Source organism: Exiguobacterium sp. SH5S13 (genome assembly GCF_004337085.1).
In the GTDB taxonomy this organism is placed as follows: domain Bacteria; phylum Bacillota; class Bacilli; order Exiguobacteriales; family Exiguobacteriaceae; genus Exiguobacterium; species Exiguobacterium aurantiacum_A.
This window is the reverse complement of the sequence record NZ_SJUS01000023.1, coordinates 1-25053: the sequence shown is the minus strand read 5'-3', so window position 1 is coordinate 25053 and position 25053 is coordinate 1. Positions and strand designations below refer to the sequence as shown.

The window sequence follows — 25053 nt, the reverse complement described above, 5'->3', positions numbered from 1 at the left end:
AAGCGAGAGGCCTAGTCTCTTCTCTTATTATGCCCTATTTCGAGCAAAATTATTCTTGATACGTCTTCAACACTTCTTGGAGCGGGATTTGATCGATCTTGCGCCGGCTGATGAACGTGCTGACGAAGAACAAGAGCGTGACGGCCCCGACCGTATAGAGCACGTATATCCATTCAAACTCGAGCGGCAAGACGAGCCCGTAGTCCTCGGCGAAGACGACGATGATTATCCGGAGGACGACGAGGGCGATCGGGATGCTCAGGAGTGCCGAGATGAGTGCGTAGACGAAGTAGCTGTCAAGAATCATCGAGCGGACCTCACGTCGATTATACCCCATCACTTTGAGGAGCGAGATGACGTAATAGTTCTTCTCGACCGTGAGCGCGGTCAAGACGAACAAGATGCTGAAGGCGATCAAGGCGGAGCCGCCGATCATGACGTTCATCATCAAATTCATATATTCGTTGATCGACTCGGACTGTTCGATCAAACCGTCGCGCGACAGAATCGTCGGATACACCGACTCGTCCGGCCGTTCACTGGCGTAGACGCCGTTGAACAAGTCGCTCGAGGCGCCGTCTGTCAGCTCGTTGCTGAGCATTTCAATTGGTAAATAGACGACGTCACCCGTGAAGTCGTCGGCGATGCCGAGGATCGGGTACGATAACGTCTCCCCGTCGAGCTCGACATCGATCGTGTCGCCGACGTCAAAACTCTGTTTTAAGGCGAGCGGTTCGGTGACGATGACGCCATCGGTTGCAGGGGTCAATTCGTTCCCGTCCCGGTCTTGCAACCGGTAGAGCGTGTTGTCGTCGCTCAAGCCTTTAAGGGTGACGAGTTGATCATCGACGAACGCGAACGGATAGGCGAGGAACGGTTCCTGACCGTCGGCGAGCATTGGCGGCGATTCCGTGTTCGCGTACGCCTCATACGCATAGTCGACGTCGTTCAATCCGCCGACCGTCATCCGGTCGACGGCCCCGTTCATCATGAGTGCGAACACGATCAACAATGTCGAGAACAAGATACCGAGGAAGAAGATGATGAAGCTGCCCGTGCTTTTGACGGCGTATAAATATTTGAACTTCGTTTTCCCGCTGGCCTGGCTTAGCATTCGGCTGACGAGCCGGCTGAGCCGATTGAGCGATATGTTGTCGCGCGGTGATAACAGTGCGAGCGCGCTCTCGCCCATGAGCTTGTAGATGACGGCACCGGCGACGATGCCGAAGAAGACGAGCGGGACGAAGACGGCGGTCAAAAAGACGAGCGGGTTTTGAGCGATCGTGATCGATGGCAACAGATAGAAGTCGAGATACAGGTTTTTGAGCGGGTCGGCGAAGTAGAGGCCGAGGAAGTACCCGATGACGAGCATGAGCGTCGCGAACACCAAGATGAGCACCAAGTAGGGGGCTGAAATCTGGCGCCGGTTGTAGCCGATCGCTTTCAACAGCCCGATCTGACCACGTTCGGTCTCGAGCATGTTCGAGATGAGAATGGCGACGATGATGACGGCGATCGAGACGATGAATAGGCTAAGTCCGAGCGCCATCGCTTTCCCGGACGAGATCTCACTATAGATGGCCCCGCTGCGCATAATATTCTCCGTCTCCATGACCGAGACGACGAACGGGAGCTCGACGGTGTTGATCGCGCCGTCCGTGACGCCTGCGAGCCGGAACGATTCCGTGCCGACGACCGCTTCATACGCCTCGTCCGTCATGAGCAGGAGCGTCTGCGTCCCGGCGTCGAGATTGAAGAAGTTCTCATCGAACAGCGGGAGCGTATAGTCCGGGAACAAGACGAAACCGCTCACCGTGAACGGCGTGCCGAGGTCGATCATGTCACCGACCTCGATCCCGTTCTTCTCGGCGTATTTGGCGTTGAGCGCGACCTCGTCGTCCGTCGTCGGACGCGAGCCCGCTTCGAGGTAAGACTGATTGATCGTCATTGTTTCTTTTAAGACGAGCCCCCGATGTTCACTGCCCGCGAATGGATAAGTGATCAGTTTGGATTCGCGAAGTTCGATTGTCGCCTCGGGCATGACGGATTCGACCGCGTCGATCCGGGCGCCGATCAAGTCGTCGAAGCGTTTCGGGTCGACCTGTTTCAAGTCGGCGAGCGTATATGTGCCCGAGGCGACGTGGGAGGCGATTTCGGGGTCGTTCGCTTCGTCCTCGGTGACGCGGTTGAGCATCTCGACGGCGAAATCCTCTTGGTTCGACGACGCCAAATAGTCCTCGGTCGGGACCTCGATCCCGCTGATGCCGTAGAACATCATCGTATAGGTGAGCGAACTCATGACGATGATGATGGCGATGGCGACGAGCTGCATCCATTTGCCGACGAGCGTCTTCAAGACGTTTTTATACAGCATGGTCGAAACCTCCTAACCCCAAGCGATGTCTTGCGCGGCTTGTCGGACCGGGTTGTGCGTCAGTTCGACGATGCGTCCCGAGTTCATCTTGATGACGTCGTCGGCCATGGCGCTGATGCCGGTGTTGTGGGTGATGACGACGACGGTCTTGCCGTACGTCGTGTTCAATCGTTCGAGCAGCTCGAGCACTTTCTTCGAGTTGTCCTCGTCGAGCGAGCCGGTCGGTTCATCGCAAAAGATGATCGACGGGTTTTTGGCGAGACTCCGGGCGACCGAGACGCGCTGCTGCTCACCGCCGGACAGTTGGTACGGGTACTTGTCGCGCGAAGGCGACAGCCCGACCTGCTCTAACAGCTCGTCGATACCGAGCGGTTGCGTCGACAGGTCGGCCCCGATCTGGATATTTTCGTAGACGGTCAAGTTTTGGAGCAAATTGTATTGTTGGAAGATGAAGCCGAGATGGTCGCGCCGAAACGCCGTCATCTGTTCCGGGGACAGGTCGGTCAAGACGGTGTCATCGAACGTGATGTTCCCGGACGTGACCGTATCGAGCCCGCTGATGACGTTCAAGAGTGTACTCTTGCCGCTGCCGCTCGGTCCGAGGATGACGACGAACGCCCCATCGCTGATCGTCAAGTCGACGTCTTTCAAGGCGGCCGTCTCGATGTCACCGGTCTTATAAATCTTATTGACGTTCTCGATTCGAATCATAAAAAAACGCCTCCTTTGTCCATGTTATCTTTTACCCGTTTCGGGTGGATTGTGGACCTGGGAGGTTTGAACGTTTGACGAAGACGGGTACATTTTTTGAAAAATTAGTGAAACCGTTTCACCTGTGATAAAATCATACTACCAGGTACTAATCACGATTTTAAAGGAGAGGCTCACATGAAAATTGCCTACATCACGGACAGCACGGTCGTCTTGCCAGATTCGATCAAACACCACCCAGACATCCATATCGTCCCGCTTTACGTCGTCAAGGGCGATCAACCTTATAAAGACGGCATCGAAGTCGACGCCGAGACGGTGTACGACTGGATCGATGCCGGCGAGCGCGTCTCGACGAGCCAACCGGCAATCGGGGATTTCGCCACGCTGTATGAAGAGTTGAAGCCGAAGTATGACATGGGCATCGCCGTCCACCTGTCGTCTGACTTGAGCGGCACGTACTCGGCGTCGATCCAAGGGGCCGAGATCGCCGAGTTCAAGCTGCTCGCCATCGATTCACGGTCGGGTATTTATACGATGGGTCTGTTGCTCGAAGAACTGATCGAGCGCGTCGAGCGCGGAGACGCCCTTGATGACGTCGAGGCGTACATGAAACAGCGCGTCGAGGACGTCCGGATCGAACTGACGATTCAAAATTTGACGCAAATGCAAAAAGGTGGGCGCATCTCGAAATCAAAAGCGCTCATCGGCAACATGCTGCAGCTGAAGCCGGTACTCCGCTTCGAGGACGGGCTCATCGTCCCGTATCAGACCGTAAGGACGTATAAAAAGGCGCAAGCCCACTTGTTCGAGGTCATCCGGGCGGCGATCGAGTCGGGCGAATGCACGGACGTCTCGATTTTCCACGGGAACGTGCCGGAGCTTGCGGAGTCGTGGAAACAGGAGCTCGGCGACAAGGTGCCGATCCGCGTCGACACGCTCGCGCCGCTACTCGGGGCCCACACCGGGTCCGGCTCGATCGGCATTTCTTATTTGAAAGCGAAATAACGGACAGACCGTGGCGTGCGCCACGGTTTTTTTCATTGTCACAACTTTCAAACAACGACTGGAATGTTTCCCCGAAACCCTTCATACTGTTAAGGAATGTTACAAGAAAAGGGGGGAGACGATGCGGTTTCGGAAGTATCTCATAAGGAGCTGGCTTTCGTGGTCGCTCGTCTTCATCGGGATCGTCTATTACACGTGGACCGATATGGAAACGTTCGATTGGACGTTCTTCTGGTTCATCTACACGCTCGGTGCCTTGTTCGTCATGAACCCGTTAAAGCGGCGGCATCTGCACTTCACATTCCACGAGCTGTTCGTCTTCATGACGTTCTTCTTGTACGGGCTCGTCCCGGCACTTTTAATGGGGCAATTGCTGTTGTTGACGTTCCAGGCACGGGCGTTCAACAGGAAAGTCGGCCGCCGGCGTTTCTTACACTTTTATCCGCTCAACACGCTGATCGAGGCGATGATTCTCGTCATCCCGGGTCTCGTCTACTTTTCGCTCGGCGGTGAGATCGGGTCGACCGTCCACTTGCTTGAGCAGGGAGCGGCACTGATTGGTTTCTTCGGAGTGCTTTATCTCGTCCTCGGCTTTAGCTTCGTCATGTCCCGGTTCTTGATCGGGGAGCGGATCCCGCTACCGATTATGTGGCGTCTGTTACGGTTCGATTGGCTCGTTATCTCGCTCGAGCTGTTGTTCACGATGGTCGCGCTCGAGGCGTTCCAACTGTTCGGTTATGTCGGGTTGATGGCGACGTTCCTGCTCTTGTCGATCTTGAAGATGGGGTTGTCGAAAGCGACACAGACAGAAGAGACGCAATCGAAGATCGATCAAGTCGAGCGGTTGAAAGAACAGCTCTATCGCGTCGACAGCGAAGTGTTGTTAATTGAAAAGTTTTGGAACGGCTTACGGGAAGTCGTCGAGGTCGAGCGTGGTTGGCTTCAAATCAATCGAGACGGGGACCAGACGTTTTATGATGTACGGGGGCGGAAAACGGAAGCGGTCGCTGATGCGTATACGCTCGAACGGCACCGTGACGCGAGTGAGCCGTACTTTCTGTACGATTCGCTCCACGAGTGGCATCCCGAGCTTCAGGCGAACCAAAGCGAACTGCATCATTCCGCGCTCGTCATTCAACCGGTGACGAGTACGACGAACGCGGTCAGCTGTATGATTTCGACGACGGCGAACGGGGCTTATGATGAGGCGCTCGCGGTCGAGATTCACCGCTTGCTCAAGACGCTATCGTGGTCACTCGAGCGGATCGATGAACGGGATCGGCTCCAGCACGAGAGTCTGACCGATCCGTTGACCGGGTTGCCGAACCAACGGGCGTTGAAACGTTGGACGAAAGAGCGATTGAACGACGTCGCGTCGTATCCGTTGTCGGTCTTCTTGGTTGACCTCGACCATTTTAAATCGATTAACGATACGTACGGCCATGCGTTCGGTGACGAAGTGTTGATTGAAGCGGGGGTCCTGTTCAACCGGCTCGTCCGGAGCAGTGACCTCGTCACGCGTTACGGCGGCGAAGAGTTCGTCTTCGTGTTCCCGAGGACGAACGAGGCGGCGGGGATTGTGACCGGTGAGAAGATTCGGCAAGCGCTCCGGTCACACCCGTTCGGGACGGAAGGAATCCGGGTCCAAGTGACGGCGAGCATCGGCATCGAGACGATTCATGAATACGAAGAGCTCGATACGGTGTTGCGGCATGCCGACCGGGCGATGTACGTCGGGGCGAAGTTTAACGGGCGCGACCGTGTCGCCCATTACCGGGACACATCGACCGAACGAATTCAATGAAAAAAGGAGGACCGTTAAACGGTTCTCCTTTTTGAATGAATGATTATGATTTCTGGCTGAATATATCGGACTCGACCGCATGGATGGCAGCGGACCAAGACCCGTAACGATGCAAGATCGCTTTCGTAGATGGCTTGTTGTTGCGTTTTGCCCATTCTCGGTACGCCTCGAATGAAAGAGAGAAGCCCATCTCATGAATCGCTTCTCGAAGAGCGTTCGACAACTCTGACTTCGAGTAAGTCACGCTCGCCTCAAGACCGGCTTCGGCGCAGGCATCATGCCACGAACCGAACGTCTTGACGATGTGGTAATGGCTCGGTGCTTTCGGGTGTAGTTTCCGCCATTCTTGATACTTCTTCAGCGTGATGATCGAACCCATGTCCCGTGAATAGAGGGCAAGCGTCTCGACGATATCGTCGCGTGTATATTTTGGCATTTTATCGGGTAAATCAACGGCGATTTCCCCATGCCATTCATAGCCGGCGATGGCAAGTGCCTCGGCCCATGATCCGAACTGTCGAATGATCGATTCGGGAGACGGCCAGTTTTGCTCCATCGCGAAGCGACGATAGACAGAGCGACGAGGACGTTCCTTTAATAAATCCCCGAGCAAACGAATACAGTGAATCATGCGTTGCTGTTCGGTTGATAAATGATGAGTATTAGTGGATAGCGTTTGACTCAATGATGGTTCCTCCTTCCATGGACTCATATCTGAACCGACAATGATGACGAAAGTGCTTCTACAATCATACTATCGGATAGTTTTTACGATTTATAAGCGCTTTTGTAAGTTTTTTATGTTAAAAATGGGACTCGGTAGGTATAAAGTTGGATAAAAGATTTAAAAAAAAGGTAACAGGCATATTACAAATTTAATATTATATGGATTCATTTGTAAACAAAAAGTTTTATTTTTGGTAAATTATATGAGTTCCATACGAAAATGTACCCAACTGGACAATGGGGTCATCGCCGTTGTCCAGTTGAGTACCCTTCTATAATAAATTTAATTTTCAGACTAATCAATAAAAGTTTTCAAAATATACGAAAAAATTTTAAATGGTGGTCAATGAAACCGTGGTTCTGCTAAAATATCCGCATTGAGCGAATTTGAGAAAAGAGGATATTATGATATGACAATATGGTTATTTTACTTGCTGCTTGGTCTCGTCCAAGGGTTCACGGAACCGATCCCGATCTCGTCGAGCGGTCATTTGGTCATCTTCCAAGAGTTATTCAATATCGAATTACCGGGGCTGTCGTTCGAGATTTTCGTCAACTTTGCGTCGCTCCTCGCCGTCTTGACGATTTATCGCCAAGACGTCGTCCGGCTCGTCGTCAGTCTGTGGACGTTCTTATTTAAGAAAGACCGCAGCGAGGATACGATGATCGACGTCAAGTTCATCGGTCTCTTGCTCGTCGCGACCTTACCGGCCGGCGTGCTCGGCGTGTTATTCGGCGATTGGATCGGTGAGACGCTCAGCGGCGTCGCGACGGTCGGCTATACGTTGATCTTGACCGGGGTCGCACTTTGGTTCATCCGCAACATGCGCGGGAGTAAAGGTGACGGCGGTATCACGTTACGTGACGCCATCTTGATCGGTCTCGCCCAAGCGGTCGCGCTTATCCCAGGGATCAGCCGCTCGGGTGCCACGATCGTCATGGCGATGTTGCTCGGCATTAAACAAGAGTCGGCGCTCCGATTCTCGTTCTTCTTGTTCATCCCGGTCAGTCTCGGGACGATGATCTTGGACGGGCCGGTATTGTTCACCGATCCGACGACGCGCGATCTGTTCGGTCCGCTCGTCTTGGCGTTCATCGCCTCGTACGCGCTGACGGCCATCTCGCTCAAATGGTTCCAGCACATCATGGCGAAGGGTGAGCTCAAGTACTTCTCGTTCTATTGTTGGATCGTCGGTTTGCTCGTCGTCTTATTCTTGGCTTGATTGGAAGCGCTGCTCATCGGAGTGGCGCTTTTTTTGCGCTTTTATTTTTGCCTTCGATTCTTTTTTGCGCTAAAGTAAAGGAGTACAAACAAATATTCCTTCGGGGTCGGGTGCAATTCCCAACCGGCGGTGATGGGCGCAAGCCTTAAGTCCGTGACCCGGGCGCACGTGTGCGAACGGTGGATCTAGTGCGATTCTAGAGCCGACAGTATAGTCTGGATGGGAGAAGGAAAAAGACAGGTCCTCGTGACCTGCGCTTCGTCGTACGTTTTTCTGTAAAGAAAACGTTTATTTGGCTCGACCAATGACGACTGAGACCTCCCGCCGAGACCCTAAGGACATCCTTAGGGTCTTTTTGTCTGTACGAAACAAGGAGGGAGAACGATGCAACAGTACATGCAACAAGCAATCCAATTGGCCAAGTCCGCTGCCGGACAGACCGGTGTGAACCCGCTCGTCGGGGCCGTCGTCGTCAAAGATGGTCGCGTCGTCGGATTCGGTGCCCATTTGAAGGCCGGTGAACCGCACGCCGAAGTGCACGCCATTCGCATGGCCGGTGCGTCCGCATACGGTGCGACGATTTACGTCACGCTCGAGCCGTGCTCGCACTACGGGAAAACGCCGCCGTGTGCCGACTTGATCGTCGAGTCGGGCATCAAGCGCGCCGTCATCGCGATGAACGATCCGAACCCGCTCGTCGCAGGGAAAGGTGTCGCCCGTTTGAAGGCGGCCGGGATCGACGTCGAAGTCGGTCTGCTCGAAGCCGAGGCCCGTGCGCTCAATCCGGCGTTCCTACGTTCGCTTGAGACGAAACGGCCGTACGTCGTATTGAAGACGGCGACGAGCCTAGACGGGAAAGTCGCACTCGACACGGGTGAGAGCCAGTGGGTGACCGGGACTGAAGCGAGGCGTGACGTCCACGAACTACGGGCGACGGTCGATGCCGTCTTGACTGGAATCGGGACCGTGCTCGCCGACGACCCGGCCTTGACCGTCCGGCTCGACACGCCGACACGTCAGCCGCTTCGGGTCGTCCTCGACCGCGAGCTCCGCTTACCGCTCTCGAGTCAGCTCGTTCGGAGCGCGAAAGACGTGCCGGTGCTCGTCTATACGCTGTCTGGAGATGAAGTGAAACGGACCGAGCTCGCTCAAAACGGTGTCGAGCTTGCCGACTATTCGACACTCGACAACGTCCTTCGTGACTTGCATGGTCGCGGCGTCGGCCGTTTGCTCATCGAGGCGGGACCGACGCTCGTGACGTCACTCTTTGACGGACGATACGTCGACGAATGGGTCATGTATCAGTCACCGCGCGTGTTCGGTGGGAACCGAGGCATCTATCGCTCGAGCCAAGCCGGACCGTTAGATGCGATCGAGCGCTTCGCGATCGGCTCGGTCGAGACGGTCGGTACCGACATCAAGCTCGTCATGAGAAAGGGGGAGTCCGATGTTCACGGGAATCGTTGAAGAAATCGGCAGTGTGAAAGCCGTGAAGCGGAACGGGCCGTCGCTACGGCTCACGCTCGCGGGCAAGATCGTGTTAGAAGACGTGAAGCTCGGCGACAGCATCTCGGTGAACGGGATTTGCCTGACCGTGACGGCGTTTGATCAAACGAGTTTTGCCGTCGACGTCATGCCGGAGACGCTCAAAGCGTCCAGTCTAGATGGGGTCCGCCCTGGAACGGACGTCAACCTCGAGCGGGCGATGCCGGCGAACGGTCGCTTCGGCGGTCACTTCGTCTCGGGACACGTCGACGGGGTCGGTCGCATCGTCAAGAAACGTCCGCTCGCGAACGCGGTCTATATCGATATTAGTTGCGAGCCGTCGTTGCTCCGTTTCATCGTCCCTAAAGGTTCGATCTCGGTCGACGGGACGAGCTTGACGGTGTATGAGGTCACTGAACGCGGCTTCACGCTGTCGCTCATCCCGCACACGTACAGTGAGACGGTGCTCGGGATGAAGCAGGCTGGGGATAAGGTCAATTTGGAATGCGATATGTTGGCTAAATATATGGAAAAGCTAGTGAATCAAAAAGACATGACGCTCGAATCACTTGCGTCGATGGGATACGGAAAGGCGGGATGGTGATGTTTCACACAATCGAACAAGCAATCGAAGATTTGAAAATGGGGCGTCCGATCATCGTCGTCGATGACGAGGACCGGGAGAACGAAGGTGACTTCGTCGTCCTCGCCGATAAGATGACGGCCGAGACGATGAACTTCCTCATCACGGAAGGGAAAGGGCTCGTCTGTGCCGCCCTGGCGGAAGAAGTCGCCGTCCGGCTCGACTTGTCGCCGATGGTCGACAACAGCACCGATCCACACGGGACGGCGTTCACCGTCAGTGTCGACCATGTCGACTCGACGACGGGCATCTCGGCGAGCGAACGGGCCCACACGGTCCGCGAGCTGGCCAATGCGAACGCGCGTCCGGCCGATTTTCAACGGCCGGGACACATCTTCCCGCTCATCGCGAAAAAAGGCGGCGTCTCGGTGCGGCGCGGCCACACCGAAGCGTCGGTCGATTTGGCCCGACTGTCAGGGAGTGAGCCGGTCGCCGTCATTTGCGAAATCATCCGTGAAGACGGCGAGATGGCTCGAGTACCGGACCTGGTCCACGTCGCGGAACGGCACGATTTGAAATTCATCACGATCGAGGAGCTCGTCCGCTATATGGAGACGGACCTCGTCGAACGAGAGGCGGACGTCAATCTCCCCTCGGCAAAAGGGACGTTTCGCCTGATCGGTTATCGAAACGTCCTTGACCGCGAAGAGCACGTCGCGCTCATCAAAGGCGAACTTGAACATGCGCCGCTCGTCCGCATCCATTCGGAATGTCTGACCGGTGACGTGTTCGGCTCTTACCGCTGCGACTGCGGTCCGCAACTTGATGCGTCACTCGCTAAAATTGAAGAAGAGGGCGGCGTCGTGCTCTACATGCGCCAAGAAGGGCGCGGCATCGGCTTACTGAATAAATTGAAGGCGTATGAACTGCAGGAGCAAGGGCTCGACACGGTCGAGGCGAACGTCGCGCTCGGGTTGCATACCGACTTGCGTGACTACCGGGTGAGCGCGGGCATGCTGCGTGACCTCGGCGTCACGAACGTGCGGCTCATGACGAACAACCCAGAGAAAGTCGATGCCTTGGAGGCGTGCGGCATCACCGTCGTCGAACGCGTCCCGATCATCGTCGGGGAGCACGCCGAGAATGAACGCTATCGCTTGACGAAACAACAAAAAATGAATCATTTTGGAGGAGAAGAATAATGTTGCATACATTTGAAGGTAACTTGGTTGGTAAAGGCTTGAAAATCGGGATCGTCGTCGGACGGTTCAACGATTTGATCACGATGCGCTTGCTCGACGGGGCGAAGGATGCGTTGAAGCGCCACGGCATCGAGCAAGACGACGTCGAGATCGCGTTCGTCCCGGGCGCGTTCGAACTCCCACTCGTCGCTAAAAAAATGGCGATGAGCAAGAAGTATGACGCCGTCATCACGCTCGGCGCAGTCATCCGTGGGGCGACGCCGCACTTCGACTACGTCTGCAGCGAAGCGGCAAAAGGTGTCGCCCAAGCGAGCTACCAGTCGGAAGTGCCGGTCATCTTCGGTGTCTTGACGACCGAGACGATCGAACAAGCGATCGAGCGGGCCGGCACGAAAGCCGGGAACAAAGGCTGGGAAGCAGCGACGGCGGCGATCGAGATGGCGAACTTGATGCGCACATTTTAAGTAGGACTATAACGGAGGAGAGCGACGTCGCTCTCCTCTTTTTTGATTGTGCAAATTGAGATTAGCGACGCGGGGACGACGGGAAAAGAATAGGGTGCGCATACAAAGCTTAAGGGGAGGCGATGGCGATGTGGGACGGGGTGGCTCAACTGAGTCCGGCCATGCAAGCCTTGCTCGGGACGTTGTTCACATGGGGCATGACGGCGCTCGGGGCGGCTGTCGTGTTCACGACGAAATCGATCAATCAACGGCTGATGGACGGGATGCTCGGATTTGCCGGCGGGGTGATGATTGCCGCCAGTTTTTGGTCGTTGCTCGCGCCGGCGATCGAGATGGCAGGACAGGACGCTTGGCCGGCCTGGTTGCCGGCCACAGTCGGCTTTTTATTGGGCGGATTCTTTTTATGGGGCATCGATCAACTGATTCCGCACTTGCACCCGACTTCCCCGCTCAGTGAGGCGGAAGGAATCGGCCCGTTCAAACGAAAGCGCAGCACGTTGCTCGTCTTAGCGATCACGTTGCACAACATACCGGAAGGGCTAGCGATCGGGGTCGCGTTCGGGGCGGTCGCGGCTGACTTTCCATCGGCCTCGTTGACGGGTGCCATCGCCCTCGCGATCGGGATCGGGATTCAAAACTTTCCAGAAGGCGTGGCGGTGGCGCTGCCGTTAAGGCGGGACGGGATGTCACGACGAAAGAGTTTTTTCTACGGACAGCTGTCGGCCGTCGTCGAGCCGGTCGCCGCCTTATTCGGCGTTTGGGCGGTGTTTGTCATGGAGCCGCTACTGCCGTTCGCATTGAGCTTTGCCGCCGGGGCCATGATTTTTGTCGTCGTCGAAGAAGTCATCCCGGGGTCGCAAGAGAATGGCCATAAGGACTTGGCATCGATCGCCTTGATGCTTGGATTTACCGTCATGATGATTTTAGACGTGGCGTTAGGGTGAGGCCGACACAGAAAAAAGGCACGACGGGCTGTCCCGTCGTGCCTCCCTGGATTAAAACGTCTCTGACGTCGTTTTCGCTTGCATGTGGAGCTGGATGTAATCCGGCCCGCCTGCTTTTGAATCGGTCCCTGACATGTTGAAGCCGCCGAACGGCTGATAGCCGACGATGGCGCCTGTGCAACCACGGTTGAAGTACAAGTTGCCGACATGGAAGTTTTGGCGTGCGTATTCTTGGTTCGAGCGGTCACGCGTCAGCACCGCGCCCGTCAAGCCGTACTCGGTGTTGTTGGCGATGTCGATCGCTTCTTTGAAGTCTTTCGCTTTCGTGAAGGCGACGATCGGCCCGAAGATCTCTTCTTGCATGAGACGTGCTTTCGGTGCCACGTCGGCGACGACCGTCGGCTCGATGAAGTAGCCGGTCGAGTCGTCCGCTTTACCGCCCGTGACGATGCGTCCTTCTTCTTTCGCGACGTCGAAGTACGACGTGATCTTCTTGAACGCGGCCGCATCGATGACCGGTCCCATGAAGTGTTCGTTCTGCTCGGTGTTTCCGACTGACAGTTCGTTCGTCAATTCGACGACGCGGTCGAGCACCGTGTCATACACGCTGTCGACGATGACGGCGCGTGAACAAGCTGAACATTTTTGTCCCGAGAAGCCGAACGACGATTTGACGATCGACTGGGCCGCGAGTTCGAGGTCCGCTGATTCGTCGACGACGATCGTGTCTTTTCCGCCCATCTCGGCGATGACACGTTTGAGCCAGATTTGGCCGTCGTTCAACTTCGAGGCGCGCTCGTTGATGCGCAGACCCACGTCGCGTGAACCAGTGAAGCTGATGAAGCGCGTCTTCGGATGGTCGACGAGGTAGTCGCCGACTTCAGCGCCCGGTCCCGGGATGAAGTTGAGGACGCCTTTCGGGAGACCCGCTTCTTCCATGACCTCAACGAATTTCGCCGCGACGATCGGTGTCGTCGAAGCTGGCTTCAAGAGGATCGTGTTACCGGCGACGATGGCCGCGACGGCCGTCCCTGCCATGATCGCGAACGGGAAGTTCCATGGGCTGATAATGATCCCGACCCCGAGTGGGATGTAGTCATAGCGGTTGTACTCGCCCGGGCGACTCTCGACTTTCTTACCAGGTTTGAGTTCGAGCATTTGACGCGCATAGTACTCCATGAAGTCGATCGCTTCCGCCGTGTCCGCGTCCGCTTCGTTCCAAGGCTTGCCCGCTTCTTTGACGAGGTAGGCCGAGAACTCGTGCTTCCGTTTACGGACGATGTTCGCCGCTTTGAACAAGACGTCGGCACGGACAGACGGGTCGACGTGACGCCACGTGTCGAACGCTTTGAGCGCTTCTTGCATCGCACGTTCCGCGAGTTCTTGGTTCGCTTTCGAGACGTGTCCGATGACTTCGTCTTTATTGGCCGGGTTGTAAGACGTGATCTTACCTTCCGTCGTCACTTTTTCCCCACCGATCACGAGCGGATAGTCCTGACCAAGCTCCCCGTTCACTTTCTCGATCGCCGCTTGAATCAAGGCAGCGTTCTCTTTGTTTGTAAAGTCTGTGAATGGTTCATGTTTGTATGGAATCATTCTCGTTCCCCCTTAAAGTGATTATGCAGTTAAGCGCTTACGTCTGTATTGTATCGGAATTCTTCATGAAATCCTAGTGAAACAATTTTCCGGAAAAGCGTGTCGTTTCCGCTCTAAATTCAGTCGTGGTAGGATGGTGAAAAGAGATCGATCGAGGAAGGAATGATTGGATGAGAAAATGGATGTTGCCGCTGGCGCTCACACTCATGCTCGGCGCTTGCGGGAATGAAGAGGCAGCACCGGTCGAAGAGACGAAACGACCGCTCCCGGACGAGGTCGAGACAGTGTATGAATCGTATCAACAAGCGCTCCGTGACGGAGACGCCGAGGCGCTCGCGGACATCGACTACGCTGCTGCCCGGACCGACATCCCGGCGACAGGTGCCGTGACGCGTGACCTGACGCCAGGTGACATCGTCGAGAGTTGGGTGAACGAGGACGAGGACGTCGCCTATATCGTCCATGAGATGGAGGATGGTGACGGGAACGAACTGCCGAACCGGCTCGCCAAAGTCGCGATCAAGGAAGGCGACGATTGGTCGCTCGTCGTCACACCAGCCTTGGTCCCGGCTGACGTGATCGGTGAGGTCGGGGAGTTGTTGACGGGGATTGAAGCGAGCGAGTACGGGGTGAACGCTGAAGCGAACGCCCGTCTCGCCGACGTGCCGGAAGATGAGGCCGGACCGATTTACGACCGGGTCAACGCCCAGACGGACTATGTCGCGCTCGAGGCGGACAATAACGTTTTCCTGCTCATGTCAGAGACGCTCACCGTCCCGGAAAACCAAGCGATCATGACCGATTACTTTAAAGCGTACCAGACGTGGTATATCGATAACGAGGCCGCGCTCCGCGATGCGGCCGCGACGGAAGACCCGGTCGACTATCTCGAAGTGCTCGACCCGCTCAAACAAAAACTAGAACAAGCGATCGACGGATATGACGAACAGCTCGTCGACCCGTCGTTCGGATAAGGAGGAAATCAGATGCTAGCACCAACATTTACACTACCGAACCAAAACGGGGACATGGTCGCACTCGAAGACTATCGCGGCCAGAAAGTCGTCCTCTATTTTTACCCGAGAGACGCGACGCCGGGCTGTACGACCGAGGCGTGCGATTTCCGTGACGCCGCACCGAAGATGAGCGGGGCCGTCGTCATCGGCATCTCGGCCGACAGCCAGAAGAAGCATCAAAACTTTATCGAGAAGAACGATTTGCCGTTCGACTTGCTCGTCGACGACACGCATGAAGTGTCAGAGCTATACGGCGTCTGGCAGCTGAAGAAGAATTACGGCAAGGAGTATTACGGCATCGTCCGCTCGACGTTCCTCATCAACGAGGACGGCTATATCGAAGAGGAGTGGCGCAGTGTCAAAGTGAACGGTCACGTCGACGAAGTCGTCGCGGCGCTCGCCAAATAAGCAAGACCCAGCCGATTTCCTGATAGAGGAAGTCGGTTTTTTGCTGAATTGAATCGTTACATTTTTATTTCAAATACTAAAGTCGGAAACAGGATAAAACCGAGTGTTGAACAGATATATTACAAAAACATTACGCGGAATCGGTATGATTTCACCCCGCGTCAACTTGACGAAGTTGAGAATGTTCTGAAAAATATAAACCAGTAGTCAAGCGAATACATACATAGGGGGAACATCACGTGAAGCAGTTTGAAAGTTGGGTGACGAGTCTATCGAACCTCGTCTGGGGACCACACTTGCTCATACTATTGATCGGGACGGGCATCTTCTTGACGTTCCGGCTCGGATTCATCCAAGTGACACGGCTCGGGTTCGGCTTGAAAGAAGCGTTCATCCCGAAAAAGCAGAGTGGGGCGGAAGCCGAAAAACGAAAACGGCAACGTGGGGACATCTCCCACTTCCAAGCGCTCATGACGGCGCTCGCGGCGACGGTCGGTACCGGCAACATGGTCGGGGTCGCGACCGCGATCGTCCTCGGAGGACCGGGTGCGATCGTCTGGATGTGGCTGAGTGGCTTCATCGGCATGGCGACAAAATACGCCGAGGCGATCCTTGCCGTCAAGTATCGTACCGTCGATGAACGGGGCGAGGTTGCCGGCGGCCCGATGTACTATTTAGAACACGGGCTTAAAAAACGTTGGCTCGGCATGACGTTCGCCTTGTTCGCCTCGATCGCCGCGTTCGGCATCGGCAATGGCGTCCAGACGAACTCGATCAGTTTAGCGCTGAACACGTCGTTCGGTGTCCCGATGGTCGCGACCGGTATCATCATGATGGTCCTGACGGGGTTCGTCATCCTCGGTGGCGTCAAATCGATCGGGAAAGTCGTCGGGATTTTCGTCCCGGTCATGATTTTCGCTTACGTCGGGGCCGGGCTCGCCATTTTAGTCATAAACTTCGACTTGATCCCGTCCGCACTCGCGACGATCTTCTCGAGTACGTTCAGTGCCGAAGCAATCGGCGGCGGGGCGCTCGGTGCCGCGATCCGTTACGGGGTCGCGCGCGGCGTATTCTCGAACGAGGCTGGTCTCGGCTCAGCACCAATTGCGGCCGCGGCCGCGAAGACAGATTTCCCGGGACGGCAAGCGCTCATCTCGATGACACAAGTGTTGATCGACACGCTCATCGTCTGTTCGATCACCGGGCTGACGATCGTCATGGGCGGTCAGTATACGGAAGGGCTGCAAGGCATCGAGCTGACGCAAGCGTCGTTTGCTTACTTCCTCGGCCCGATCGGTGAACTCATCGTCACGATCTCGCTCGTCTTCTTCGCCTTCTCGACCGTGATCGGCTGGTGTTATTACGGGGAACGATCGGTCCATTACCTGCTCGGGGAGCGGGCGATCGTCCCGTACCGGATGGTGTACATTGTCGTCGCCGGACTCGGTGCGATGACGACGAACTTGAACTTGATTTGGGCCGTCTCCGACGTCTTCAACGGTCTGATGGCGATTCCGAACTTGATTGGGCTCTTGTTCTTGTCGGGTGTTGTCGTCGCCGAGACGAAGCGGTTCGAACTTGAGATACGGAAAGAGCGGCAACAGTCGGCCGCATGACAAAAGGACGCATTCCCGAGGGAGTGCGTCCTTTTGTTTACACTTTGAACTGGCCGATCAACTCGCTCAACTCGTCCATCTTCCGTTGCGACGCTTCGGTGACACGGTTCAACTCACTGAACCGGTCGACCGACAGCGTCACTTTCTCGGCGATGTCTTGCGTACCGAGCGCCCCGTTATTGACCGTCACGGCGACGTCTTGAATGACGCCGATCATACCGGACGTCAATTGTTCGAGTTCGATGGCCGCTTCGGCGAATTCAGAGGCTGTCGCCTCAAAGCGCCCGGCGTCTTCGCTGTAGCGTTCGGCCGCGTCTTCGAGCTGGTCGTAATCTTTCAATACGTTCGTATCGAGGAAACCGAGCATCTCGCTCGACGTCTCGTTCAAATGGTCGACCGAATGGAGCACGGTCGTCGAGATCGCTTGGATCCGTTCGACGGTCGTCCGGCTCGTCTCGGCGAGTTTACGGATCTCGTCGGCGACGACGGCGAACCCGCGTCCCGCCTCACCGGCCCGTGCCGCTTCGATCGAGGCGTTGAGCGATAACAGGTTCGTCTGCGCCGCGATGTCTAAAATATCGTTCGTGAGCGTCGCGATCTCGCGAACGGCTTTGGCGTCATGCATGGCCCGTTCGAGATTGTGCCGTGTCGAGGACAAGACGTCGATCGCTGACGCCTTCGCTTCGATGGCGTGGCTGCGGAGCGCCATGGCCCGGGCATCGACTTGCTCCGCCTCGACTTTTCGTTCGGCCGCCATCGTTACAATCTGATGGAGCGTCCGTTCCATATCCGACGCGGAGGCGTTCATTTCCTGGGCGCTCGCCGCGGTCTGTTGCATGCCGGCCGTCAAGTCCTCGGTCGTTGCGGCGGTCGTCGTCATATACGTATTAAGCGCTTTCAATTCGTCGTACATGCGAGTGGATTGCTCGGTCACCCCGCGTGAGACGCCGTTCACTTGCAAAATGAGCTGGCGCAGGTTGGCGATGAATTGGTTGAAGTCGCGCGCGAGCCCGGAGAACTCATCACGTCGCTTCACCGGGATCGACGTCGTCAAATCGCCTTGGCTCGTGGCGAGTTCGCGCATTTTCACTTTGAACTCGTTCAATGGTTCGAAAATCGAGCGGAAGATGAACACCATCATGAGTACGGTGAAGACGATGGCGGCGATCATGATGACGATGAGCGTGAGTTGGACTTGTGCAAACAACGCTTCACCAGCCTCGGTGTCAGAACGAATCCCATCACGGTTCAAGTTGACGAGGAGGCCGAGCGTATTCGATAACGCGTCGACGCTCGGCGTGGCCGTGTCTCGGATGTAGGCGTCGGCCGCGGCTTGTCCTTCTTCATTCGAGATACGAATCAATTCCTCAATGTTTGACTGGAACGTCGTCCATTGTGCCGTCGCCTGATCGAACAGTTCACGGTCGGTCTTGTTGATGATCGTCGACTCATAGCCGGTCATCTGTTGTTTTAAAATCGTGACGCCCGTCTCAATGCTGAGCTCGACATTTTGCTTTGTCACCTCGTCCTCGACTAGAGCGTGGCGCATCATATGCTGACGAATCTCGAGCAACTGCTTGTCGATTTGATGAATTTGGTCCATGCCGGGCACCCAAGAGACGTTCATGTCTTGTTGGGCTGCCTTCGAGGCGTTCAACGCATAGAATGAATAGCCGCTCACACCGAGTAATAAGACTAACAGGACGGTGAAGGCGACGATCAATTTGTTACGGATTGACATAGTGATCCCCCTCAGAAAATGTTTGCTACTCTCTTAGCATAATGAGAATTGCCCGTGTACCGTATAGCTGTTTTTTGAAACGAGTCAATATTCTAGCGCGATTCCCTAACTTTCAAAAAATGGTCATCTTTGACCGGATTGGATTTTCTTTTTTGTCTTATGGAAAAGTGGTATGATAATGAACGATGTATTGAAAACTGTTGGAGGTGGAACCTTTGGCTCGAATCACTGAAGCTGAAGTTCGGCACGTTGCCGGACTCGCCCGACTTGCGATCACGGAAGATGAAGTGACGCACTTCACGGAGCAATTGACAAAAATCCTCGAGTTCGCCGAGCAACTCGATGAACTCGATACAACGGGCGTCATCCCGACGACCCATGCCCTAGATTTGAAAAACGTAATGCGCAAAGATGAGGTCCGCCCGTCACTTCCTCGCGAGGAAGTCGAACGGATGGCGCCTGATTGGGAGAACGGTCAAGTCCGCGTCCCAGCCGTCTTTGAGTAAGGAGGCCCTTCATGACACTATTCGATCACGGTGTAGCCAAGCTACATACCTTATTAAAAGAAGGTGAGGTCACGGTAACGGACCTCGTCAAAGAATCATTTGACCGCATCGAGGCGACCGATGACAAAATCGGTGCTTTTCTCACGTTGAACGAGGACGCGTTCGAGCAAGCGAAACGGATGGACGACCTCGCCAAGACAGCGGACAACCCGCTCTTCGGGTTGCCGATCGGCGTCAAAGACAACATCGTCACGAAAGGGACACGCACGACGTGTGCCTCGAAGTTCCTTGAGAACTTCGTCCCGGCCCATGACGCGACGGTCGTCGAGCGTCTTCACGACGCCGGTGCCGTCACGATCGGGAAGTTGAACATGGACGAGTTCGCGATGGGTTCATCGAACGAGAACTCGGCGTTCAAAGTCGTCCGTAACCCGTGGGACACGACGCGCGTACCAGGCGGCTCGTCAGGCGGTTCGGCCGCGACGGTCGCAGCCGGACAAGTACTGTTCAGCCTCGGTTCGGATACGGGTGGCTCGATTCGCCAACCGGCGGCCTACTGTGGCGTCGTCGGGATGAAACCGACGTACGGCCTCGTCTCACGTTACGGCCTCGTCGCCTTCGCCTCGTCACTCGACCAGATCGGTCCGCTCACGCGCTCGGTCGAAGACAACGCCTATTTGTTGAACGTCATCTCAGGTCATTGCGACATGGACTCGACATCGGCGACAGTCGACCTTCCGGACTATACGACATCACTTCATGGCGACATTAAAGGCATGAAGTTCGCCCTGCCGCAAGAGTTCATGGCAGAAGGTGTATCAGACGGTGTCCGCAAACAGATCGAACAAGCGGTCGAGACGCTCAAGTCGCTCGGTGCGACCGTTGAGACGGTATCGCTCCCGACCGTGAAATACGCGCTCCCGACTTACTACTTACTCGCTTCATCTGAGGCGTCTTCGAACCTCGCCCGTTTCGACGGCATCCGTTATGGACGTCGCGCCGAGGCCGATGCGCTCGAAGAAGTGTTCACGTATTCACGCGAGCAAGGGTTCGGCGAAGAAGTGAAACGCCGCATCATGCTCGGGACGTACGCGTTAAGCTCAGGTTATTACGATGCGTTCTACAAGAAGTCACAACAGGTGCGTACACTCATGAAGCAAGACTTCGCGCGCGTGTTCGAGAACTATGACGCGATCATCGGACCGACGGCGCCGACGACGGCGTTCAAGCTCGGCGAACAACTCGAAGATCCGCTCACAATGTACGCCAACGACATTATGACAATCCCGGTCAACTTGGCTGGCGTACCAGCCATCTCGGTGCCGGCCGGTCTCTCAGACGGCCTCCCGGTCGGTCTGCAGATCATCGGGAACCACTTCAGCGAACCAACACTCTACCGCGTGGCCCATGCTTTTGAACAAGCAAACGGCGGTTTCAAAATGCCACAGCTCTAAGGAGGACGTACGATGAACTTTGAAACGATCATCGGGATCGAGGTGCACGCCGAGCTGAGCACGAAGTCGAAGATTTGGTGTGGCTGCTCGCGCACGTACGGTGCCGAAACGAATACGCAAACGTGTCCGATCTGTCTCGGACACCCGGGCGTTTTGCCGAAATTGAACGAAGAGGCGGTCAACCTCGCCATCAAGGCCGCGATGGCACTCAACTGTGAAATCGCGACCGATACGAAGTTCGACCGCAAAAACTATTTCTATCCGGATACGCCGAAAGCGTACCAGATCTCGCAGTTCGACCAACCGATCGGCTTTAACGGCCACGTCGACGTCGAAGTCGATGGCGAGATGAAACGGTTCCGCATCGAGCGGGTCCATCTCGAGGAAGATGCTGGGAAGATGAACCATACGGGCGAGAAACATTCGGTCGTCGACTTCAACCGGACCGGCTCACCACTCATCGAGATCGTCAGTGAGGCCGACATGCGGTCACCGAAAGACGCGGTCGCTTACCTCGAACGCTTGAAAGAAGTGCTCTCGTTCGCGGGTGTCTCGGACGTCAAGATGGAAGAAGGGTCGCTCCGTTGCGACTGTAACATCTCGGTCCGTCCGTTCGGTCAAGAGCCGTTCGGCACGAAGACGGAGCTCAAAAACTTGAACTCGTTCTCGAACGTCTTGAAGGCGCTCGATTATGAGGAAGAGCGTCATCGTAAACTCCTCATCATGGGCGGCGTCATGCGTCAAGAGACGCTCCGTTTCGATGAGGCGGCGAAGAAGACGATCCTCATGCGTGTCAAGGAAGGGGCGGCCGATTACCGCTACTTCCCAGAGCCGGACCTCGTCCGTCTCGAGATCGACGAGGAATGGAAGGAACGCATTCGCAAGACGCTTCCGGAACTTCCGGTCGAACGTCGCGAACGTTACATGAACAACTATGGCCTGTCGGCTTATGACGCCAAGGCGCTCACGTCGACGCGCGAGTTCTCGGACTTCTTTGAAGCGACGACAGCGGCCGGTGCCGAACCGAAAGCTGCCGCGAACTGGCTCATGGGCGAAGTGCTCGGCCACTTGAACAAGTCGAACGAGACGGTCGAAACGATGAAGTTGACGCCGAGCTCGCTCGCGGAGTTGATTCGTTTGATCGGAGAAGGTACAATTTCTTCGAAGATCGCGAAACGCGTGTTCACGGCCATGATCGAGGAAGGCGCCGAACCGAAGGCGTACGTCGAAGCGAACGGTCTCGCCCAAATTTCGGACGAGAACTTACTGCGCGGCTACATCCTCGACTTATTCGAAGCGCATCCGCAGATGATCGAAGACTTTAAAAACGGGAAAGACCGTGCCAAAGGCTTCATCATCGGGCAAATCATGAAGCAGACGAAAGGGATGGCGAACCCGGCGCTCCTCGATGGCTTGTTCCACGAAGAGATCGCGAAACGTTAAGCAGCAGCGAGGCACTTGTGTCTCGCTTTTCGCTCGAAATGAGCATAGGGGAGAGAAACGATATGCAACGAAAACGCGCACGGGTCATCTATAACCCGACATCTGGAAAAGAAGTGATCAAACGGGAGCTCCCGTATATCTTGAACCGCCTCGAGGATGCGGGTTATGAGACGTCGACGTACGCGACGAAAGCGATCGGTGACGCGACACTCGAAGCCGAGCGGGCCGCAGCGGCCGAGTTCGACTTGATCGTCGCGGCCGGCGGGGACGGGACGTTGAACGAGGTCATCTCGGGACTCGCTCCGCTCGATGAACGTCCGACGATCGGGCTCATCCCGGTCGGAACGACGAACGATTTCGCCCGGGCGATGCGGATCCCTTTGAGCGTCGTCGGCGCCCTCGACGTCATCTGTGACGGCTTCGAGATGCCGGTCGACCTCGGGGAGATCGAAGGCGAGGCGGGAGATATCCACTACTTCATCAATATCGCCGGCGGCGGCATCATGACCGAGCTGTCGTACGAAGTGCCGTCGAAGTTGAAGACGGCGCTCGGCCAGCTCGCCTATTACGTCAAAGGAATGGAGAAGCTGCCGCTCATCAAACCGACGTATATCGAGCTCGAACATGACGAAGGGACGTTCAGCGGGGAAGTGATGATCTTCCTCACGTCGAACTCGAACTCGGTCGGCGGCTTCGAGAAGATCTCGCCACACGCGTCACTCAATGACGGCTTGTTCGACTTGTTCATCTTACGGAAATGTAACTTGTTCGAGTTCATCCACGTCGTCCGCTTGTTGCTCCGGGGTGAGCACTTGTCGAGCCCGCTCGTCGAACACGTCAAGACGGGACACGTCAAGATGAAGACGACGACGGAACGGATGAGTCTCAACATCGACGGCGAGTACGGCGGCGAATGCACGGGTGAGATGCGGAACTTGTTCCGCCACTTGACGGTGCTCGCACCGAACGCGCGCATCCGCGAGATGGAAGAGTTGAACGCACAATATGAACGCGAACAGATGATCAAGCAATTGTTCAACGTGTCGAATGAGAAAGCAGAATAAGTCGGCTCGGCGTGGCGCTCACGCCGAGCTTTTCATTGGCCTCTGAACGGGTAATGAACCAATACGTACTTCTCGAATCGGGAAAGGAGAGACTCATGCTACCAGTAACTAAAAACGACCGTCTCGACGTCCACATCCATGACCTCACACACGAGGGGGCAGGCGTGGCACGCGTCGACGGTTATACGTTGTTCGTGCCGAACGCGCTCCCGGGTGAGACGGTCGAGATCGTCGTGACGAAGACGAACAAACAGTACGGCTTCGCCCGGCTGATCGAAGTGAAACAAGCGAGCGCGGACCGGGTTGAACCGCCGTGCCCGATCTTTTATCAATGTGGGGGCTGTCAGCTCCAACACTTCAGCTATGAGGGACAACTTCGCCAAAAACGGGACCGCGTCGTCGAGGCGCTCCAGCGGCTCGGCCAGTTTGACGTCCCGGTCCACGAGACGATCGGGATGCCGGAACCGTGGCGTTACCGCAACAAGGCGCAAGTGCCGTTCAAGCAAGAAGGAGATCGTCTCGTCGCCGGGTTCTATCGCCCACGCTCGCACGACATCGTTGAGATGAAGGAATGTCTCATCCAAGACGAGCGGAACGATGAGGCCGTCCAAGTCGTCCGCGACGTGCTCGCGGCGCACGGTGTGCCGGCCTATGACGAGAAGACAGGACGCGGCGTCATCCGCCACGTTATGGCCCGTTACGGCTACCACTCGGGTGAACTGATGATCGTCCTCATCACGAAGACGACAAAAATCAAAGGGGTCAACGAGATCGTCGCCGACATTTTGAAACGTCTGCCGGACGTGACGTCGATCATGCAAAACGTCAACCCGGACAAGACGAACGTCATCTTAGGGGCGACGAACAAACTCTTATACGGGCACGAGACGATCGAGGACAAGATCGGTGGACTGACGTTCACGATTTCCCCGCACTCGTTCTTCCAAGTCAACCCGGTCCAGACGGAGAAGCTGTACGGCAAGGCGCTCGAATACGCGCAGTTGACCGGCACGGAACAAGTCGTCGACGCCTATTGCGGCATCGGTACGATCAGTCTGTTCCTCGCCCGGAAAGCGGCGCACGTGTATGGCGTCGAAGTCGTGCCGGAAGCGATCGAGGACGCGAAACAGAACGCGCTCGTCAACGAGATCGATAACGTGACGTACGCCTGTGGCGCGGCCGAAGACGTCCTTCCGAAGTGGAAGCAAGACGGCATCGATCCGGACGTCATCGTCGTCGACCCACCGCGCAAAGGCTGCGCCGAGTCGTTCCTCGAGACGATGGTCGAGATGAGTCCGAAACGGATCGTCTACGTATCGTGTAACGTTGCGACACAAGCGCGCGATATGCGTTACCTCGCCGACCGCGGCTACGAATTAGTCGAAGTGACACCGGTCGACATGTTCCCGCATACGGCGCATGTCGAGACGGTGGCGTGGATGGAGAAAATTTCGGAATAAGTGACTCAATCAAAGGATAGATGCCAAGGGCGTCTATCCTTTTTTACGTGCGCATCCGTTCACCTACAACGAAAAAGAACATAGGCCGGCCACTCATTTTGAACTGAACCCCGAATGAAGGACACTTGAAATAAGTGACCCATTCGGGGTTTTTCGTATGCGCACGAATCGCTATAATGAACCTATTCATTCAGACGGGAGAAACAACCATGAGTAAAATCATTT

At 55.9% G+C, this 25053-nt stretch carries 21 protein-coding genes and 1 riboswitch; of the genes, 16 read left to right on the top strand and 5 right to left on the bottom strand.

The window, feature by feature from the left end:
- Nucleotides 1-49: 49 nt before the first annotated feature.
- Both EVJ30_RS11720 and EVJ30_RS11715 read right to left on the bottom strand, forming a co-directional pair.
- Nucleotides 50-2374 carry an ABC transporter permease gene (locus tag EVJ30_RS11720; protein WP_131469221.1) on the bottom strand — a complete coding sequence of 775 codons (2325 nt, stop codon included), beginning with the start codon at nucleotides 2372-2374 and terminating at the stop codon, nucleotides 50-52.
- Nucleotides 2375-2386: 12 nt separating this feature from the next.
- The gene (locus tag EVJ30_RS11715) at nucleotides 2387-3085 is read right to left on the bottom strand and encodes an ABC transporter ATP-binding protein (RefSeq protein ID WP_131469219.1); all 699 of its coding nucleotides are present in this window, start codon (nucleotides 3083-3085) and stop codon (nucleotides 2387-2389) included.
- 177 nt (nucleotides 3086-3262) lie between these two features.
- Between EVJ30_RS11715 and EVJ30_RS11710 the strand changes: the two genes are divergently transcribed.
- Both EVJ30_RS11710 and EVJ30_RS11705 read left to right on the top strand, forming a co-directional pair.
- A complete protein-coding gene (locus EVJ30_RS11710) occupies nucleotides 3263-4093 on the top strand; it encodes a DegV family protein (protein ID WP_131456537.1) in 831 nt (276 codons plus the stop codon).
- A gap of 121 nt (nucleotides 4094-4214) precedes the next feature.
- Nucleotides 4215-5897 (top strand): GGDEF domain-containing protein, encoded by a 1683-nt coding sequence (locus tag EVJ30_RS11705; protein ID WP_131469217.1) that lies wholly within the window; start codon nucleotides 4215-4217, stop codon nucleotides 5895-5897.
- Nucleotides 5898-5940: 43 nt separating this feature from the next.
- Here EVJ30_RS11705 and EVJ30_RS11700 read toward each other — a convergent pair whose 3' ends face one another.
- A complete protein-coding gene (locus EVJ30_RS11700) occupies nucleotides 5941-6582 on the bottom strand; it encodes a homing endonuclease associated repeat-containing protein (RefSeq protein WP_236634064.1) in 642 nt (213 codons plus the stop codon).
- 451 nt (nucleotides 6583-7033) lie between these two features.
- Between EVJ30_RS11700 and EVJ30_RS11695 the strand changes: the two genes are divergently transcribed.
- From EVJ30_RS11695 to EVJ30_RS11670, 6 genes are all read left to right on the top strand, one after another.
- Nucleotides 7034-7846 carry an undecaprenyl-diphosphate phosphatase gene (locus tag EVJ30_RS11695; RefSeq protein ID WP_131469215.1) on the top strand — a complete coding sequence of 271 codons (813 nt, stop codon included), beginning with the start codon at nucleotides 7034-7036 and terminating at the stop codon, nucleotides 7844-7846.
- A 92-nt stretch (nucleotides 7847-7938) separates the two neighbouring features.
- Nucleotides 7939-8081, top strand: a riboswitch (FMN riboswitch).
- Nucleotides 8082-8230: 149 nt separating this feature from the next.
- The gene (ribD, locus tag EVJ30_RS11690; RefSeq protein WP_131469213.1) at nucleotides 8231-9313 is read left to right on the top strand and encodes a bifunctional diaminohydroxyphosphoribosylaminopyrimidine deaminase/5-amino-6-(5-phosphoribosylamino)uracil reductase RibD; all 1083 of its coding nucleotides are present in this window, start codon (nucleotides 8231-8233) and stop codon (nucleotides 9311-9313) included.
- Complete coding sequence (ribE, locus tag EVJ30_RS11685) at nucleotides 9294-9935, top strand: riboflavin synthase (protein ID WP_070328588.1); 642 nt, start codon at nucleotides 9294-9296, stop codon at nucleotides 9933-9935. The genes ribD and ribE overlap by 20 nt, the downstream gene beginning before the upstream one ends.
- A complete protein-coding gene (locus EVJ30_RS11680) occupies nucleotides 9935-11116 on the top strand; it encodes a bifunctional 3,4-dihydroxy-2-butanone-4-phosphate synthase/GTP cyclohydrolase II (RefSeq protein ID WP_070328589.1) in 1182 nt (393 codons plus the stop codon). The genes ribE and EVJ30_RS11680 overlap by 1 nt, the downstream gene beginning before the upstream one ends.
- Nucleotides 11116-11580 carry a 6,7-dimethyl-8-ribityllumazine synthase gene (gene ribH, locus EVJ30_RS11675; protein WP_070328590.1) on the top strand — a complete coding sequence of 155 codons (465 nt, stop codon included), beginning with the start codon at nucleotides 11116-11118 and terminating at the stop codon, nucleotides 11578-11580. Before EVJ30_RS11680 ends, ribH begins: the two co-directional genes overlap by 1 nt.
- Before the next feature lie 128 nt (nucleotides 11581-11708).
- A complete protein-coding gene (locus EVJ30_RS11670) occupies nucleotides 11709-12524 on the top strand; it encodes a ZIP family metal transporter (protein WP_131456547.1) in 816 nt (271 codons plus the stop codon).
- A 51-nt stretch (nucleotides 12525-12575) separates the two neighbouring features.
- Here the strand turns inward: EVJ30_RS11670 and pruA are convergent, their stop codons facing one another.
- Entirely contained in the window at nucleotides 12576-14120 is a 1545-nt protein-coding gene (gene pruA, locus EVJ30_RS11665) for an L-glutamate gamma-semialdehyde dehydrogenase (RefSeq protein WP_131469211.1), read from the bottom strand.
- 170 nt (nucleotides 14121-14290) lie between these two features.
- On the opposite strand from pruA, the gene EVJ30_RS11660 reads away from it, so the two are divergent.
- The 3 genes from EVJ30_RS11660 to EVJ30_RS11650 all read left to right on the top strand — a co-directional run bounded on the left by EVJ30_RS11660 (nucleotide 14291) and on the right by EVJ30_RS11650 (nucleotide 17160).
- Nucleotides 14291-15094, top strand: coding sequence for a hypothetical protein (locus EVJ30_RS11660; protein WP_131469209.1), 804 nt, complete (start codon nucleotides 14291-14293; stop codon nucleotides 15092-15094).
- Nucleotides 15095-15106: 12 nt separating this feature from the next.
- Complete coding sequence (gene bcp / locus EVJ30_RS11655; RefSeq protein ID WP_071398073.1) at nucleotides 15107-15544, top strand: thioredoxin-dependent thiol peroxidase; 438 nt, start codon at nucleotides 15107-15109, stop codon at nucleotides 15542-15544.
- Nucleotides 15545-15783: 239 nt separating this feature from the next.
- Nucleotides 15784-17160, top strand: coding sequence for an alanine/glycine:cation symporter family protein (locus EVJ30_RS11650; RefSeq protein ID WP_131469207.1), 1377 nt, complete (start codon nucleotides 15784-15786; stop codon nucleotides 17158-17160).
- Nucleotides 17161-17197: 37 nt separating this feature from the next.
- On the opposite strand, the gene EVJ30_RS11645 is transcribed toward EVJ30_RS11650, so the two are convergent.
- A complete protein-coding gene (locus EVJ30_RS11645) occupies nucleotides 17198-18901 on the bottom strand; it encodes a methyl-accepting chemotaxis protein (RefSeq protein ID WP_131469205.1) in 1704 nt (567 codons plus the stop codon).
- Nucleotides 18902-19116: 215 nt separating this feature from the next.
- Between EVJ30_RS11645 and gatC the strand changes: the two genes are divergently transcribed.
- The 5 genes from gatC to rlmD all read left to right on the top strand — a co-directional run bounded on the left by gatC (nucleotide 19117) and on the right by rlmD (nucleotide 24828).
- Nucleotides 19117-19407, top strand: coding sequence for an Asp-tRNA(Asn)/Glu-tRNA(Gln) amidotransferase subunit GatC (gene gatC / locus EVJ30_RS11640; protein ID WP_016509877.1), 291 nt, complete (start codon nucleotides 19117-19119; stop codon nucleotides 19405-19407).
- A gap of 11 nt (nucleotides 19408-19418) precedes the next feature.
- Nucleotides 19419-20861 carry an Asp-tRNA(Asn)/Glu-tRNA(Gln) amidotransferase subunit GatA gene (gatA, locus tag EVJ30_RS11635; protein ID WP_131469203.1) on the top strand — a complete coding sequence of 481 codons (1443 nt, stop codon included), beginning with the start codon at nucleotides 19419-19421 and terminating at the stop codon, nucleotides 20859-20861.
- Nucleotides 20862-20873: 12 nt separating this feature from the next.
- Nucleotides 20874-22304, top strand: a complete 1431-nt coding sequence (gatB, locus tag EVJ30_RS11630) for an Asp-tRNA(Asn)/Glu-tRNA(Gln) amidotransferase subunit GatB (protein WP_131456559.1) — start codon at nucleotides 20874-20876, stop codon at nucleotides 22302-22304.
- 62 nt (nucleotides 22305-22366) lie between these two features.
- Nucleotides 22367-23368 carry a diacylglycerol kinase gene (locus EVJ30_RS11625; protein ID WP_070328599.1) on the top strand — a complete coding sequence of 334 codons (1002 nt, stop codon included), beginning with the start codon at nucleotides 22367-22369 and terminating at the stop codon, nucleotides 23366-23368.
- A 95-nt stretch (nucleotides 23369-23463) separates the two neighbouring features.
- Nucleotides 23464-24828 (top strand): 23S rRNA (uracil(1939)-C(5))-methyltransferase RlmD, encoded by a 1365-nt coding sequence (gene rlmD / locus EVJ30_RS11620; protein WP_131469201.1) that lies wholly within the window; start codon nucleotides 23464-23466, stop codon nucleotides 24826-24828.
- Nucleotides 24829-25053: the final 225 nt, after the last annotated feature.